The sequence below is a fragment of the Nostoc sp. CCY 9925 genome, from assembly GCF_963920935.1.
Classification (GTDB): Bacteria; Cyanobacteriota; Cyanobacteriia; order Cyanobacteriales; family Nostocaceae; genus Nostoc.
In genome coordinates this window covers 1-16,089 of sequence record NZ_CAWUDO010000140.1, presented here as the reverse complement: position 1 = coordinate 16,089, position 16,089 = coordinate 1, and the positions used below count along the sequence as shown (strand labels likewise).

The following is a 16,089-nucleotide window of genomic DNA, read 5'->3' as shown; positions in this document are numbered from 1 at the left end:
TAGTAATACTTTTACCTCCTGCCTCCTGCCTCCTGCCTTCTGCCTTCTGCTATATCGCAAAATCTTTAAATTCAATCGTTGATAGTCTGCGGCGTCCAGGTAGGGCCTTTACAAAGCGGCCCTTCTAGTGTCCAAATCAGCATATCTAAGCAGATTTGCCGCATATCCATATTTGGCGTCCAAGCATGGTAAACAACATACTCAGTGTGACCATCTGGCGCAAGAACAATAGAATTATGTCCCGGCCCTCTAACAAAATTAGGAACAGACTTTAGCACCCGTGGCCCAGTTTCGTTACCTGCATCAGAGTAAGGCCCCATGACGTTATTAGCAACGCCATAATCTACACCGTAGTTCTCAGTTTCCCAGCGTCCACCACTATAAAAACAGTAGTATTTACCTCCATGTTTGCGAACACTCGGACCTTCTAAAGTGTGCCAATCATAAATTTCACCGTACATCAAACGGTTGGCTAAAAACCGTTGCCAATCAGACCGCGCACGCAAAACAACTTTCCCCTCTCCAGCAAGCTTAGTCATGGTTTGGAGTTTATCTACAAATAATGCTGTGCCAACACGCACTCCATCGGATGTATCCAAAAAGTCACGGGCGTAAAACAAATACCACTGTCCATCATCATCACAGAATGGGTGCGGGTCGATGGCAAAAGGGCAGGACTTGGGATCTACAAGTGGCTCACCAACATCTTGATAAGGCCCTAACGGAGTATCGCTTGTAGCCACACGTAACTGATGATTCTTGTCTTCGTGCCCGACAGAGTAGTAGAGATAAAACTGTCCATTGCAATAAGCAACTTCAGGTGCCCAGAAATTATCGCCAAGGCTAGGGTCTGGCCGCAGTAGTGCGTTACCAACAAAATCCCAATTCACAAAGTCGAAAGAGCGTAACAGAGGGAAGACGCAGATTTTGTTATTGGATTTAACATTTGGTGCGTCCGTTATTTCATCTACCATTCCTTCTGCTTCTGCTGCGCCAGTGCCGATCGCATAATATACTCCTTGGTACTGCCAAACAAAAGGATCGGCAAAATAACCTTTGTAGACCGGATTAGTATAGGTTTGCATTTCAATTCCGTAAATATTGCGTTCGCGTAGCGTCTCCTCTGGAGAATCGCCACAGATGAAGCTAATAAATTTTACACCGATAAAGTTAAATAAAATAAATATTAAAACAGTGGAGTTTTCTCAAATCAGCCAAACCAGCTTAAAATTTAGGTAAAAAATTTTAAGCTGGAAAGATTGGCTTTAAGTTTCGGTTAAATTGCGGCAAAGTTTAGAAATATTAAGTTTTGCAATCTTCATTAAATTCAAGAATCTTTTTAACGAGATTCTGTTCCTTGATTAGGAAGACCAGGTGTTGTCACAGTACCCCCAGCTGCTTCAGGTTCAGCACCCTGACGAACTTCTGTACCTGATTCTTGACCAGTCATCCGATATCTTTCATCGAGAGGAGTATCACCCTCTTCTGTAGTTGGCACAGTTGTTTGGGTTCCAGGGTTATCTTGAGGATCGTATTTACCTTCTTCTTTGCGATTATCTTCAGGAATTTCTGATGGCATAACAAATTTGTACCTTATTTAAAAAGTTATTTTGATAAAATGATAGCTTTCAGTTTCTCGGAGATTTCCTATCCTGAGATAGAACTGGTTGTATAACTTTTTTCATAAAAAGTTTTAAACAAAAATGCTGATATTTGGTAATTAAAAACACAGTCTAGCTTAATATACCAATCCTAAATCATTTGTGAAAAATATATATCGCTTTCTTCTTTTTTCCCTTTGCGTCCTTGGCGTCCTTTGCGGTTCGTTTTTTATATAGGACTGCTATATTTGCTAATAGTTACAATAACTTCACCATCGTTCATAACCAGAAATTTGTAGGGGTGCACAGTTGTGCATTGGTGTCAACTTAAGCTCAAACACGCAATTTTACCTCGTTTTAGATCCCCCAACCCCCTTAAAAAGGCAGGGCTGTTTCATTCCCGCTCAACAGGTAAAATTGCAAGTGTTGAGGGGATAAAAATCATGGGTGCTTGTCTGATTGAAGATTTGCGGCAAGTGGAAGATTTCAGAACGACTGATGGTAGAAGACATCGGCTATGGTTGGTGTTGCTGTTTGTAATAATGGGCACCATGAGTGGATATGTCGGCTATCGTGCATGGGGGGATTTCGTCAAACGGCATCGTCGGATACTAATAGAGATGTTTGGCATTCAAAAACATGGTGTACCTTCATACTCAACGATCAGGCGTGTAGTGATGGGAGTAGATTTTGATAAACTTGTCGCTATATTCAATCAGTGGGCATACCAATACGTTGATTTAGAGCCATCTGAGTGGTGTGGAATTGATGGTAAAAGCATTAAAGGAACAGTAATTGACTAGGAGAAATCATGTCAGAATTTTGTCAGTATCGTATCAGTGTTTGCCAGTAAAAGAGGACTAGTTTTAAGTATGGAAAAATTTGACAACAAGGAGAAGAGCGAAATAGCCGTGGTGCAAAATTTAATTGCAGCGTTGGATCTCAAAGATGCTGTCTTCAGTTTTGATTCTTTACACTGCCAAAAAAAACTTGCCAGTTAATCATAAATAGTGGCAATGATTACGTAATTGCTGTTAAAGACAATCAGCCAAAATTACATCGCCATATTCAACGCATTGCTGTACAAAACAAAGCAACGAGCCGTTATATCCAGACCGAAAAAACTAGGAACCGTCTGACAACAACAACTGTAGAAGTTTTTCATGATTTGAATGGAATTGATCCGTCCTGGCTGGGAGTTAAGTCTTTAATTCGAGTCGAAAGAACTGGAACACGAGCAGGTAAACCATATCATGAGGTTGTCTGTTACATTAGTAGCCTCATTCACACAGCACAAGAATTTGCTCGTGGTATTCGCGGTCATTGGAGTATTGAAAATTGCCTCCACTGGGTTAAAGACGTAGTTTTCAAGGAGGATGATTCAAAAATACGTAAGGGTAATGCCCCGGCAAATCTCTCCATCTTGAGAGCGATCGCTCTCAACATACTGCGCCGAAATGGTCATACTTCGATCACAATTGCTCAAAGATTTCTCTCTAATGATATTGACAAAATTCTTGCCTTTGTGGGATGAAACAGCCCTGCCCTTGGAAAGGGGGTTGGGGGATCTGAGTGCGTAAGCCCTGAATTAATTGAATTGGTATAAAAAAGCAAATAATTAAAACTCAAATCAGCTATTTTTCGGCCGCCGCAGTTGCTTGTAATTAATCGGGCCGAGAATTTTGTTGAGGTTACGCAACTGCTCAGCTGTGCCCATACCAATTAGCCGATCTCCCGGCATTAACACCGTATCCCCAGTGGGGCCGCCGATTAAAGTACCATCAAGGCGGCGAATTGCCAGAACTAATGCCCCAGTTTGCGATCGCAATCTCGCTTTTTGCAAACTCTGACCCACAAAAGGACAAAAAGCCGGGTCGAGTAAAAATTCTTCCATATACAACTGGCGGTCTGCACCTGTCAAAATTCCGTCTACAAAGTCCAAAACTTGTGGTCTGAGAGCCGCAGCCGCCATCCGCTTCCCACCAGTAATATACGGTGAAATCACTTCATCTGCGCCACCACGTTGTAACTTTTGTAACGCTTCTTCTGTACTGGCGCGAGCGATCGCCCGAATATCTGGATTAAGTGTTTTTGCTGATAAAACTGTATATAAATTTTCAGCATCAGAAGGCAATGCCGCTACCAGACAAATCGCTCTTTCAATGCCCACCTTCAAAAGGGTATCATCTAGCGTTGCATCACCTTGATATACTGTATAACCCTCAGTTTGTGCTCTGTGTACAGATTCCAACTCCGAATCAATCACTACAAAAGGTACACCTTCTGCCCGAAATTCCTTCGCAATTTGACGACCAGTCCGACTAAAGCCACAGATAATGTAGTGTTCTGACAGGGATTCCATTAACCGCCTCTGTTGTTGTAGTCGAATTCCTTGTTGGAAGTAGCCTTGAATGATTGCTTCTGTAAATCTGTTGACAATGTAACCGATATTGACTACCCCCAACAAAATTAGGGCAATTGTAAACAAGCGTCCTCGGCTACCGAGTGGGTGGGTTTCTCCGTATCCTACGGTAGCTAAAGTGATGACCGTCATGTAAGCAGCATCTTCCCATGACCAGCCTTCTATTATTCGATACCACAAAGTGCCAATAAGGAAAACACCACAAAGAGCGATCGCTCCGGCCATTAACTCCTTTTGGATACGTTGATATTTTTGCTCAAGAGTTGAGAATGACGTATAAATAGTACTTTGGGCCTATATTTTTGAGTTTTGTACTAACTTTATAGTATTTATCCTGGTGAGCAAAGAGGAAAAGAACACAGGAAGAACAAATAGTTTTTGCAAATAGCAGTATTCTAGCGATCGCTGCACCAAATTTTCATGGTTAATACTGCGGATGTATAGACATCAATTTTAAATTCTCTTCAATATTCTTTAAATCAGGCACAGTAATTTCACTGAGGGTAGCTCCTGAGGCTAATGTTAGATTTGCAACGTACATTACTACCTCATCATGCAACTTTCAGACCACATTTTATAGTCAAACGCCTAGTTTTGGACTGCTAGGTTGAATTCGCAAATTGTCTTCTGTAATCGTCTTAATGGTGTAGAGACAAAAGAAAACAAGCTTGGAGTAATCATGTCAAAATCGCTTTTTGCAAAACTTTACCGTAGCTTCGGTACTCAATTATCTGGAATTGAGAAATATGAAAAAATTCAATCCGGACTTTCAGAAATCGAAGAACAATTGCCCAGCGTAGATAATGAAGAAAGACAACGCCTCAAAAATATTAAAGTTATTGTAGTTGGTGCTGGATTTGCTGGGCTGGCAGCAGCATATGAATTAGCAACTCAAGGCGTTCAAGTAACTGTTTTGGAAGCAAGAGACCGCGTTGGCGGACGTGTTTATAGCAAAGACGATATTGCTCCAGGACGCATTGTGGAAGCGGGTGCAGAATTAGTTGGAGCCAATCACCATCAATGGATTCACTACGCGAGAAAATTTGGTTTGGGACTGAGCGTTATCACTGATGAAGTAAATTTTGAAGCAGTAGGATTAGAACAACCTCTCTACATTAATGGTTCTAATGTTCCCCGCAAAATTCAAAAAGGAATCTTCGAGAAAATGGAGAAGATTCAAGAAAAAATTAACGAAGATGCAGAACAAGTAGATGCCTACGAACCGTGGACACATCCTAAAGCTAAGGAATGGGATAGCATTTCTGTTGCTGATAAATTAGATGAATGGTGTGCAGGTGATTTGTTATTACGAAATGCTTTAGAGGTGCATTTTAGCAATGACCAAACAGCACCAACCACAGACCAGAGTTACCTTGGTCTGCTTGCAGCAGTTAAAGGCGGTGGAGTTGGGGATTACTGGACTTTATCAGAAACCTTCCGCTGCGAAAGTGGGAATCAAGCTTTAGCAGAGAAGTTTGTTGAGGAAATCAAAAAGGTCGTTAAGGAAATTCACGGGCAAGAAAATTGGTCTGTCAACATCAAGGAACCCGTGACTCACATTGACATTCCCAAAGATTCAGCAAATGTGACCGTTCGCACTGTCTTCCATGAATACAAGGGCAACTACGTTGTTTTTGCCATTCCTCCCACCACATGGAAACATGTTTGCATTACCCCTGAAGTATCCTCGGATTATCAGATGTCTCTGGGACAAGCCATTAAATATCTAAGTGCTGTCAATGAGCGGTTTTGGATTAAGAAAGGTTTGGCACCCAGTTTCATCTCAGACGAAGTGGGCATGATTTGGGAAAGCACCGATAACCAAATGGCAACTACCGGACATGGTTTTGGGTTGAATTTGTTTGCAGGTGGTCAATTAGCAAGCCAAGCTTTGGCATCAGCCAATTCAACGACGTATTTCAATGAAGCGATTGGCCGGGTGTATAAAGACTATGAAAGTAACGTCACTAAACAAGAATTTATCGAGTGGCCTGAAGAGAAATGGACAGGAGGAGGCTATTCTTGCCCGAAACCTAACCAAGTGTGTAAGATTGGGCGTTTTCTGAGTCAGGCTTATCTCGATAGACTTTTCTTTGCAGGGGAACATACCTGCCTAGCCTTTTTTGGCTACATGGAAGGGGCTTTGCGCTCTGGGGTTATCTGTTCCAAAAAGATCCTAGAAGCGACAAAGTGTCGCCGCTCAAAACTGGTAGGTAGCACTACAGGGATTTATCGGGGATATGCGCCAGAGAAGTTTGACGGTTTCTCAGATACGGTAGACAAACATAACTTGTCACAGCATAAAACCAGTGGTTTTGATGCATTTGCCGATGTACTCAACGGTGTCAACTCTCTAAGGAAAATTATTGTCCGTCACGGCGATATCGTAGACGGATTGCAAGTATTTTACGAAACTACGGACAAAAAGAAGACTACTCTGAATCAGTGGTCGAGAGAATACGGTAATAAGCAACCGAATAAAGGAGATGTTTTTACAATTCCTCAAGGGGATTATTTAGAAGAGGTATCTGGTTATTATGGCACTTGGTTTGGCGCAACTCATATCCTTCAGTTGAAGTTGACAACAAAAAATCAGAAATGCCAAACTTTCGGTACTATGGCTCACAGTGTAGAATCACAGCGAAAATCTTTTAGCTTTCAGGCAAAAGATGGAGAGGAAATTATTGGCTTTTTTGGTGCTGAAGTTCCCTTAGATTACAACGTCGATCGCTCAAAAGATTTAGTCATGTCGGCTCTTGGGGTAATTTTTAGAAGTATCAATTAACAATGTAATTATTGTTGAAATTGCGGTCTTGGGGTCTCCCCAAAAAAGAATTAACGTCAAATAGCGTTGCTGAGTAATGTAAAAAGTACTCAGCAACGCTACTTGCTGAATGCCCCGCAAGATTACAGGCACAATCTTTTTACCCTCTTGACAGACACAGCGATCGCACAGCACCCTTCTTTGATTACAGCAAGTGCGTTAGCATCAGCATAGTGTACCTTAGCTAGAAAAAGCCGACCTCGTAACTCGATGGCAGACAAAGCTTGCGTAAAATACTACGTGCCCGTTAAATTACTTATGTGATGTAGAGCGATCGGCCCTAATTAATTGGAGTCAAAAAGCGTGGGGGATTCACGAAACCATCGGGCTTTGGGAGAATAAAAAGTAATTTTTTGGGATTTCTAGGAAACTAGTAAATAACTATATGATGAAAAACTTCCAGGAGGAGCGGTAGTGAGCTTACAAACTCTAGTTGAACAAACCACCATCCCCCCAAATTCAGGGTCAACACCCAGTCCCTTTGATGCAGATAGCTTTAATCAAGCTGTCATGTCTACCTATGGGCGGTTTCCCTTAGCCCTAGAACGGGGTGCTGGGTGTCGGGTTTGGGATACACAAGGGCGCGAATATTTGGATTTTGTGGCGGGAATTGCCACTTGTACTTTAGGACATGCCCACCCAGCTATGGTAGAAGCGGTGACGCGCCAAATCCAAAAGCTGCACCATGTCTCTAATTTGTACTATATTCCCGAACAAGGGGAATTGGCAAAATGGATCGTTGAACATTCCTGTGCCGATCGCGTCTTTTTCTGCAACTCTGGAGCTGAAGCTAACGAAGCAGCAATTAAATTAGCCAGAAAATATGCCCACACGGTATTAGACATTGAAAAACCGATTATTTTAACCGCCAATGCCAGTTTCCACGGCCGGACTTTAGCAACCATTACCGCCACGGGGCAACCGAAGTATCAAAAACATTTCGATCCTTTAATGCCTGGGTTCCATTACGTAAATTACAACGATATTAACGCTGTGGAAGTGGCGATTAGCGAGTTGGATGAAGGCGATTATCGTGTAGCAGCGATTTTGATTGAGCCTTTGCAAGGAGAAGGCGGTGTGCGTCCAGGAGACATTGCCTATTTCAAAAAGCTACGGCAGATTTGCGACGAAACCGGAATTTTGCTGATTTTTGATGAAGTGCAAGTTGGCATGGGTCGCAGTGGTAACTTATGGGCTTACGAACATCTGGGCGTAGAACCGGATATTTTCACCAGTGCTAAAGGCTTGGGTGGCGGTATCCCCATCGGTGCAATGATGAGCAAAAAATTCTGCGATGTTTTTCAACCAGGAGAACACGCTAGTACTTTTGGTGGCAATCCTTTTGTTTGTGGCGTCGCACTCAGTGTTTGCCAGACATTAGAGCGGGAAAATATCTTGCAGAATGTCCAAGACCGGGGCGAACAGTTACGAACTGGATTAAAAGCGATCGCAGCTAAATATCCTCATCAGATTAGCGAAGTTCGGGGTTGGGGTTTAATCAATGGTTTAGAATTACGAGCTGACATTGCCCTAACCGCAGCCGATGTTGTCAATGCTGCCATCAACGAGGGTTTATTACTCGTACCAGCCGGGCCAAAAGTCATCCGATTTGTGCCACCGTTGATTGTCACAGAAGCCGAAGTAAACACTGCCTTAGAAGCTTTGGATCGAGCAATAGCGATCGCCACAAAATAGGCGATCGGCAAAATCTAGTGTTTCTTACTTACATACAACACATCAACTGCTGTTGTGTTTTTACATTTCAGTTTGAGTGTGAACATCTTAAAGGTAGAGGGGAAAGTTAAATAGACTTTCCTCTTGCTATTTCTACTTATTTTTTCTGATAAAACTTGTACAATTATCAAGGCGGTTTTCACTAACAGGTAGTTCTCAAGTGTAAGATTTATCGACAGCAAAATTTTTCTATTTTGTGTTTTTCCATTCTTCATTTGTGGCTAAAATACCACAAGTTAGACGCTCATATCGTGCAATAGATAACTTTTACCTCATGACTGGAGAGCAAAATCTTGGGAATAGAACTACGCAGCTTCGTGTTTCTCGACAGCCTGCAACCTCAACATGCAGCATATATGGGAACAGTAGCCCAAGGTTTCTTACCATTACCAGGAGATACATCGCTGTGGATTGAAATCTCACCTGGCATCGAAATTAATAAAATTACAGATGTAGCCTTGAAAGCTGCTTCTGTGCGTCCGGGAGTACAAGTAGTTGAACGCTTGTATGGTCTATTGGAAGTCCATTCTGGCTCCCAAGGTGAAACGCGAGCTGCTGGCCAAGCCATTTTGGCAACACTCGGAGTCCGAAGAGAGGAATGTCTCAAACCACGTGTTGTTTCCAGCCAAATTATTCGCAACATCGATGCTTATCAAACACAACTTATCAATCGCAGCCGTCGGGGACAGCTTCTATTAGCAGGGCAAACGCTATACGTATTAGAAGTAGAGCCTGCTGCTTACGCCGCCTTGGCTGCCAATGAAGCAGAGAAAGCGGCGTCGATTAACATTCTTGAAGTGCAAGCCGTAGGCAGTTTTGGACGGCTTTACTTGGGTGGAGAAGAACGAGATATTCTAGCAGGTGCAGCGGGAGCATTAACGGCGATTGAAAGTGTACCTGGTCGAAATCCTCAAAGTGGGCGTCAGGAGTAAAGGAGAGAAAATGGCAAATCGAGAGCATCTGGGTTTACTCAAAGCAGGTGCAGTTATATGGACTGAGTGGAAACAGAACAATCCCCAGATTCAACCAGACCTCAGCGCCGCAAACCTGGAAGGGGATAACCTCAGAGGTGCAAATCTCCAGGGGGTAAATTTGAGCAAGGCAGATTTAGCTAATGCTTTACTTGTGCGGGCAAACCTCAGCAATGCTGAACTCAGTGGTGCAAACCTCTACAAAGCCTTGCTGATTGAAGCTAATCTGAATTCTGCTAACTTCAGCGTTGCTAACTTGAGCGGTGCTACACTTTCACAAGCAGATCTCAGTGATGCCAATTTGATTGGTGCTGACTTGAGTGAAACCAATCTTAGAGGTGCTGTGCTTGCTCATGCTAATCTCATTGGCACCGACTTCAAAGACGCTAACTTGAGAGATGCGGATTTAGATGCAGCAAAACTGATTCGGGCTAATCTCTGTTTTGCTAACCTGATTGAAGCTAACTTGATTGGGGCTGATTTGAGCGAGGCTAGCTTATACAAGGCGGAAATGTTGGGAGCTTATCTTTACAAAACTGATTTGTATAAAGCTAATCTGACCAAGGCTCACTTGAGTGGTGCATATTTGTTATCTGCTAACTTGAATGAAGCAGACTTGAGCCAAGCTGATTTGAGTTGGGCTAACCTCAGACGAGCGAATTTGACAGGTGCAAATCTGAGAAAAGCAAACCTTAGAGGAGCCGACTTAAGGGGAGCTAATCTTAGCGGTGTCAATTTTCAAGAAACAATTATGCCTGACTCTTCAAGGCACGATTAGTTAACAAAATATACCAGAATTTCAGAATTCACAATTGAGAATTGTTTAACTAAAAGAGTCTTTATATTAGGACTTTTATTTGATTGTTCAAAAATAAAATCGCATTGCTATAGCTGGCTTTAAGACCTAGTTTGTATTTAATCCTAGTCAAAAATCTGGGATCAATCGGCGAAAATTTGGATTGCGATCGCTGATTTGCACTTTAGCATTATTAAATTTACCATTAACGACAACTATCTAAAGAGTGAAAGATTTACCCCAAATTACAGCCATTAGTTAGTTGTGTAAATTAGATAATAGCTCAAGAATACTACTTATACCGCCAATACAGATTTTCCTTTCTTAAATATTAATAAATCTCATGATGCATTAAGCTTGACCTTATTAACCTCTCTCGGCAATTATAAAGACACGGCTATTAAAAGCGAATTAATATAGCCCTTGAGTGCGATTATATGCATGATAAAATCGCTCGACTGTACCAGCTGTCTTTACTATTGCAATATAATATCAGATGACCACAGTGTCTCTTTTTATTCTTAGTGTTATCTGCGGTTCTGGAAAAATCTAACAAAAGCAAAAAGTGAAAAGTAAAAAGTAAAACTAATATTCAATTCATGCTTGTGTTTAATTTTGCCTTTTATCTTTTGCCTTTTGCCTTTTGCCTTTTGCCCCGTTCATTCACTTTTTCTCCTGGAGGATATTGTAATGTCTAGTGTGTTTCGTTGGTCATCACTAAGAGTAGCTTTGCTAGTTCTGGGAATGACAACTGCTACAGTAGCTCCCATCGTAGTTTCTGCACCAGCTTCATCTCAAGATACTGTTCCAAGTGTCACTCCATCTCCTACTCCATCTGCTACACCATCACCAACTTCACCAACTTCAACAGTTAATCTGTCAGATGTCACTTCAGATTACTGGGCACGTCCATTTATTCAAGCCCTAGCTGACAATAATGTAATTAGTGGCTTTCCTGATGGCAGCTTTAGACCGAATCAATCTGTAACTCGTGCTGAATTTGCTGCCCTAATTCAAAAAGCTTTCGGTAATCAAAACCGAATTCGCCAATTGAGCGCAGGCGGATTTAGTGATGTTCCTGCTGGGTACTGGGCAGCTGCCGCAATTCAGAACGCCTACGAAATTGGGTTTTTGTCAGGTTATCCTGGGAATGTATTTAGACCAAATCAACAAATACCCAAGGTAGAAGCCATCGTTTCTATCAGCAATGGTTTGGGCTTGTCTGCTAGCGATACAAGTACTCTTAATACTTCCTACAGTGATGCCTCAGCTATCCCAAATTATGCCGTTAGTAGCGTAGCAGCAGCAACACAAGCTAATCTTGTTGTCAACTACCCAGATGTCAAACAACTCAATCCCCAACAACCCCTGACTCGTGCTGAAGCAGCAGCACTTTTATATCAAGCTTTAGTTAGACAGGGACGGCTACAACCCATTGCTACCAATCTGCCAGCGGCTCAGTATGTTGTTGGTGGAGTTGGTACCGGCGCTCAAACAGGTAACGACATTGTTTCTCTAGCTGCATCCAGTAACTCTTTTTCAACACTGACTTCTTTATTAAAGACAGCTGGTTTAGCAGAGACTCTTCAACAGCCCGGCCCTTATACTGTTTTTGCCCCCACTAATGATGCGTTTGCTGCTTTACCTGCTTCTACCCTAGAACAATTACAGCAACCACAAAACAGAGAAGCTTTGGTTAAGATTTTGAGTTATCACGTAGTTCCCGGTGCGGTAACTGCTAGCCAACTCACAAACGGCGAACTGAAAACCTTTGAAGAAAGACCTGTAAATATTCAAATCGATCGCGCTAACAATCAAGTCGCAGTCAATAATGCTAGAGTCGTCCAAGCGGATGTCCCAGCCAGTAACGGTGTTATCCATGCAATTAACCAAGTCCTCATCCCGCCTGATATTAATCTCAGTCAGTTAAATCAGCCTCAAAATGGAGGTACTGCTGATGGTGGAACATCTGGTGTAGATGTAGGTAGAGCTACTCGTGGTGGCAGAAGCTATATCGGGGTTGCTGGTAACATTGGTTTGAGCGGCGGCGATACAGCTTTGAGTGAAGGTAACTTTACAGTTATCAGCAAACTTGGTCTGACAAACTACCTATCAGTACGACCATCAGTGCTGTTTGGCGACGATACAGTATTTTTAGTTCCCCTGACTTATGATTTTACTCCACGTGCAGCAGGTTCCGTGGGTGAACGAACTCTCAGCATAGCTCCTTACCTGGGTGCAGGTGTAGCTATTGAAGCTAATCTCGATACTGATATTGGATTATTGCTAACTGGTGGTGTAGACGTTCCTCTAGGTACTCGATTCACCCTTACAGGCGCTGTAAATGCCGCTTTCATGGATGAAACTGATGTCGGCTTGCTATTTGGCGTTGGTTATAATTTCTAAGCATTACTAAATATGAGCGCCTAAACAAAAGGCGCGTCTTTTGCTCCCACAACACATACAGCAATGCTTATAGGGGCGCACACATGTGCGCCCCTATAAGCATTGATAGCGTGCTAACCTAAAGTTTAAACTTCCTTTGAAAATTCTCTACCTTTGACCAATGATTCCTTGATGGTACAGAGCAAGCGGATTTATCCTTGGAATCAATAGAAAATCCTTGCCTGACTGGAAAAAAATGGTTCCTTCCAAACGAGTTTATTTATTACTACTATCAGGAATTGCGATCGCCTTCATCCTATCCTTTTTTCTCCCCATTAAAGCAACCATCGCCATCACTTTGCTATTTGATGTCGCAGTTCTCCTATTAATGGTTGCAGATGGTTTGCAGGTGCGGAGTTATCGCGTGCAAATTACCCGCGAATTACCGCCACGGCTATCCATTGGCCGGGATAATCCAGTTGTATTAAAAGTAACGTCACAAAAAGCCAACGCTCAAATTCAAATCCGCGACTATTATCCAACAGGTTTTGGTGTATCTGCACCTGCATTGGCGGCGATTATTCCCAGTTACAGCACCCAGGAATTAAACTATACCGTTAACCCGACACAACGAGGAGAATTTCCTTGGGGAAATATTCAAGTCAGACAATTGGGAGTTTGGGGTTTAGCTTGGGATGATTGGCAGATTTTACAAAGTCTGCCTGTGAAAGTTTATCCTGATTTGATTGGGTTGCGATCGCTCACAATTCGCCTGACACTGCAATCATCCGGGTCTATGCGCCAAGCTAGGCAAACGGGTATCGGTACAGAGTTTGCCGAACTACGGAATTATCGCACTGGTGACGATTTGCGGTTTATTGATTGGAAAGCTACCGCCCGTCGAGTTGGTGCTTATGGTAACTCACCGCCATTGGTCAGGGTTCTGGAACCAGAACAGGAACAAACTTTGCTGATTTTACTCGATCGCGGCAGGTTGATGACAGCAAAAGTCCAGGGTTTGCAACGATTTGATTGGGGTTTGAATGCAACTTTATCCTTAGCTTTGGCAGGGTTACATCGAGGCGATCGCGTTGGTGTTGGTGTATTTGACCGCCAGATGCATACGTGGATTCCCCCAGAACGCGGCCAACTTCATTTGAATCAACTAATTGATAAGCTGACTCCCATTCAACCAGTGTTATTTGAATCTGATTATTTGGGCGCGGTGACAAATGTTGTCCAACGACAAACTCGCAGGGCGCTTGTGGTGGTGATTACTGATTTAGTTGATGTCACTGCTTCTATGGAATTGCTGGCTGCACTTTCTAAATTAGCACCCCGCTATCTGCCATTTTGCGTGACTTTGCGAGATCCGCAAGTCGATCGTTTGGCACATACTTTTAGTGAAAATGTTACAGGTGCTTATGTGCGTGCAGTGTCATTAGATTTATTGGCACAACGACAAGTGGCATTTGCTCAACTCAAACAAAAAGGTGTATTAGTATTAGATGCACCAGCGAATCAAATTGCAGATGAGTTGGTTGAACGATATCTGCAATTGAAGGCGCGAAATCAACTTTAGTAGGTGTTGATAAGGGGGATTATGGGTATCACGCAAAGGCAAGGCAGCGCGTTGCGGGGGTACGCCACTTGCTTCAAGCCGGGAAACCCGTCCAACGCAGTGGCTCCCCGTTGTAGCGACTGCCGCGCAAAGACGCAAAGAGGAACAGTTAGAGGTTTATTACATATTGAGAATAGATTATGTTGGAATCTGCGAGTGTTACGAATCGATGGGTGAATACGATTGATTTCCAAAATCCTGAAGTGATTGGGAAAGCTGTTCGGATTATGGCAAATAATATTTATTGCACTTTGTCTACTTGTTCTTTTGATGGTTATCCTTGGGTGTCACCTGTATTTTTTGCCTATGATCATAACTGCAATATTTATTGGAGTTCGGCTATTGAATCCAAGCATTCGCAGAATTTATATAGTAATGATGGGAAGGTAGCGATCGCTATTTTTAATTCGAGTGTTTCTGAAGGTACAGCCGATGGTTTGTATTTTTATGGAACGGCATCAGAATTGAACCCAGAGGAAACAGAAAAGATTCTGAAGCTACTTCTAAATCGTGCAATCAGAAAACACAATCGCACAGCCGCCGATTATTTAAATGATTCACCCCGCAGAATATATCAGTGTCAACCTCAAGAAGCTTGGGTGACTGGCGAACGATTCCCTAGTGGTAATCAATTAATAGATACAAAAATTCAAATATGTTTGCAATCTCTCGGACAGCATGTCAAAAGTTAACAAAAATATTGTTTGATTTTGCCATATTATGCATCAAAGATAATTTGGTCAATTTAGATGGAAAAATTAATTAAATTAGTGGGATTTTGGCTTTGTGCAACTATCATAATTTTGGGTTTGATAGGCTGCGATGGCTTTATTGGTAATTCTGGAGATGTGGTTGAGCGAGTGAGTGATGGTGATACTATAGTAGTAAAAGATGCTAATGGTAAAAATGTTACCGTGCGCTTTGCTTGTGTAGATGCGCCAGAAATAGCTCATACCAATAAAGAAAAGCAGAGTAAAGTCAGTAGCGATCGCAATCAATTTACTTGGGGTATAAAAGCTCAAGAACGCGTGGAACAACTCGTGCAGCAAGGAGGCGAACGCGTGACTTTGAATATTACTGATAGCGACCGTTATGGGCGTAAAGTTGCAGAAGTTCGTTTAAAAAATGGCACTTTTATCCAACAAATATTATTGCAAGAAGGCTTAGCCAAAGTATATCGTCCCTATTTAAATAAGTGTCCTAGTAAAGACTTAATTCAACAAGCCGAAGCACAAGCCAAAGGACAAAAGCTTGGCATTTGGAGTGATACTAAATTTATCAATCCTTGGGAATATCGCAGTTTATATAAAAAATGAAAAACTCATTTGTCATTTTTTATCCAATACGCTTGGGTTAAGCATAAAAGTATTCATGTAGAGACGCGATGAATCGCGTCTGAAAGACCAGTTTTCTTTGCTGAACCGTATTGATTTATTATCCCTCCTCTTTCTTGCCGTGTACATACAAATCTTTTAGAGTTGTTGCGTAATACCAATTCTGTATGAAGATGCGCTAAACCATAAGTACAAGCAAGAAAAACGAACCGCAAAGGACGCATTCGCGCAGCGTCTCGTTAGAGAAGAACACAAAGAAAGAAGTTTAAACAGTTTGGCGCAGCCTCACAAAGAAATGGTATAAGATATGGCAGGTTAGTTTTTACAGGTCGATGCATCAAAGGCGCAGGTCGATGCATCAAAGGCGCAGGTCGATGCATCAAAGGCGCAGGTCGATGCAT

Annotated in this window: 15 protein-coding genes; 12 read left to right on the top strand and 3 right to left on the bottom strand. The window is 42.4% G+C overall.

Features of this window, described 5'->3' with window-relative positions; genetic code table 11:
* Positions 1 to 71: 71 nt before the first annotated feature.
* Positions 72 to 1,085, bottom strand: coding sequence for a glycoside hydrolase family 43 protein (locus ACM0OY_RS36145; RefSeq protein WP_414573546.1), 1,014 nt, complete (start codon positions 1,083 to 1,085; stop codon positions 72 to 74).
* Between the two features lie 254 nt (positions 1,086 to 1,339).
* Entirely contained in the window at positions 1,340 to 1,579 is a 240-nt protein-coding gene (locus ACM0OY_RS36140) for a hypothetical protein (protein WP_414573545.1), read from the bottom strand.
* Between the two features lie 465 nt (positions 1,580 to 2,044).
* Here ACM0OY_RS36140 and ACM0OY_RS36135 point away from each other — a divergent pair, with 465 nt between their 5' ends.
* From ACM0OY_RS36135 to ACM0OY_RS36125, 3 genes are all read left to right on the top strand, one after another.
* Positions 2,045 to 2,404 carry a transposase family protein gene (locus ACM0OY_RS36135; RefSeq protein ID WP_414573544.1) on the top strand — a complete coding sequence of 120 codons (360 nt, stop codon included), beginning with the start codon at positions 2,045 to 2,047 and terminating at the stop codon, positions 2,402 to 2,404.
* Positions 2,405 to 2,473: 69 nt separating this feature from the next.
* Positions 2,474 to 2,602: a hypothetical protein gene (locus ACM0OY_RS36130; RefSeq protein ID WP_414573543.1), complete on the top strand. Its 129-nt coding sequence runs from the start codon at positions 2,474 to 2,476 to the stop codon at positions 2,600 to 2,602.
* Positions 2,578 to 3,135 (top strand): ISAs1 family transposase, encoded by a 558-nt coding sequence (locus ACM0OY_RS36125; RefSeq protein ID WP_414573547.1) that lies wholly within the window; start codon positions 2,578 to 2,580, stop codon positions 3,133 to 3,135. The genes ACM0OY_RS36130 and ACM0OY_RS36125 overlap by 25 nt, the downstream gene beginning before the upstream one ends.
* Before the next feature lie 96 nt (positions 3,136 to 3,231).
* Here ACM0OY_RS36125 and ACM0OY_RS36120 read toward each other — a convergent pair whose 3' ends face one another.
* Positions 3,232 to 4,248, bottom strand: a complete 1,017-nt coding sequence (locus ACM0OY_RS36120; RefSeq protein ID WP_414573542.1) for a potassium channel family protein — start codon at positions 4,246 to 4,248, stop codon at positions 3,232 to 3,234.
* 454 nt (positions 4,249 to 4,702) lie between these two features.
* On the opposite strand from ACM0OY_RS36120, the gene ACM0OY_RS36115 reads away from it, so the two are divergent.
* The 9 genes from ACM0OY_RS36115 (at position 4,703) to ACM0OY_RS36075 (ending at position 15,670) form a co-directional block, all read left to right on the top strand.
* Positions 4,703 to 6,808, top strand: a complete 2,106-nt coding sequence (locus ACM0OY_RS36115) for an FAD-dependent oxidoreductase (protein ID WP_414573541.1) — start codon at positions 4,703 to 4,705, stop codon at positions 6,806 to 6,808.
* Positions 6,809 to 6,874: 66 nt separating this feature from the next.
* Entirely contained in the window at positions 6,875 to 7,021 is a 147-nt protein-coding gene (locus tag ACM0OY_RS36110) for a hypothetical protein (protein ID WP_414573540.1), read from the top strand.
* 240 nt (positions 7,022 to 7,261) lie between these two features.
* On the top strand, positions 7,262 to 8,542 hold the full coding sequence (locus ACM0OY_RS36105) for an aspartate aminotransferase family protein (RefSeq protein ID WP_414573539.1): 1,281 nt from the start codon (positions 7,262 to 7,264) through the stop codon (positions 8,540 to 8,542).
* Between the two features lie 332 nt (positions 8,543 to 8,874).
* On the top strand, positions 8,875 to 9,513 hold the full coding sequence (locus ACM0OY_RS36100; protein ID WP_414573538.1) for a hypothetical protein: 639 nt from the start codon (positions 8,875 to 8,877) through the stop codon (positions 9,511 to 9,513).
* A 10-nt stretch (positions 9,514 to 9,523) separates the two neighbouring features.
* Complete coding sequence (locus tag ACM0OY_RS36095; protein ID WP_414573537.1) at positions 9,524 to 10,330, top strand: pentapeptide repeat-containing protein; 807 nt, start codon at positions 9,524 to 9,526, stop codon at positions 10,328 to 10,330.
* A 708-nt stretch (positions 10,331 to 11,038) separates the two neighbouring features.
* The gene (locus tag ACM0OY_RS36090; RefSeq protein WP_414573536.1) at positions 11,039 to 12,754 is read left to right on the top strand and encodes a fasciclin domain-containing protein; all 1,716 of its coding nucleotides are present in this window, start codon (positions 11,039 to 11,041) and stop codon (positions 12,752 to 12,754) included.
* Positions 12,755 to 12,989: 235 nt separating this feature from the next.
* Positions 12,990 to 14,315: a DUF58 domain-containing protein gene (locus ACM0OY_RS36085; protein ID WP_414573535.1), complete on the top strand. Its 1,326-nt coding sequence runs from the start codon at positions 12,990 to 12,992 to the stop codon at positions 14,313 to 14,315.
* A gap of 179 nt (positions 14,316 to 14,494) precedes the next feature.
* The gene (locus ACM0OY_RS36080; RefSeq protein WP_414573534.1) at positions 14,495 to 15,046 is read left to right on the top strand and encodes a pyridoxamine 5'-phosphate oxidase family protein; all 552 of its coding nucleotides are present in this window, start codon (positions 14,495 to 14,497) and stop codon (positions 15,044 to 15,046) included.
* Positions 15,047 to 15,103: 57 nt separating this feature from the next.
* The gene (locus ACM0OY_RS36075; protein ID WP_414573533.1) at positions 15,104 to 15,670 is read left to right on the top strand and encodes a thermonuclease family protein; all 567 of its coding nucleotides are present in this window, start codon (positions 15,104 to 15,106) and stop codon (positions 15,668 to 15,670) included.
* The last annotated feature ends 419 nt before the right edge of the window (positions 15,671 to 16,089 follow it).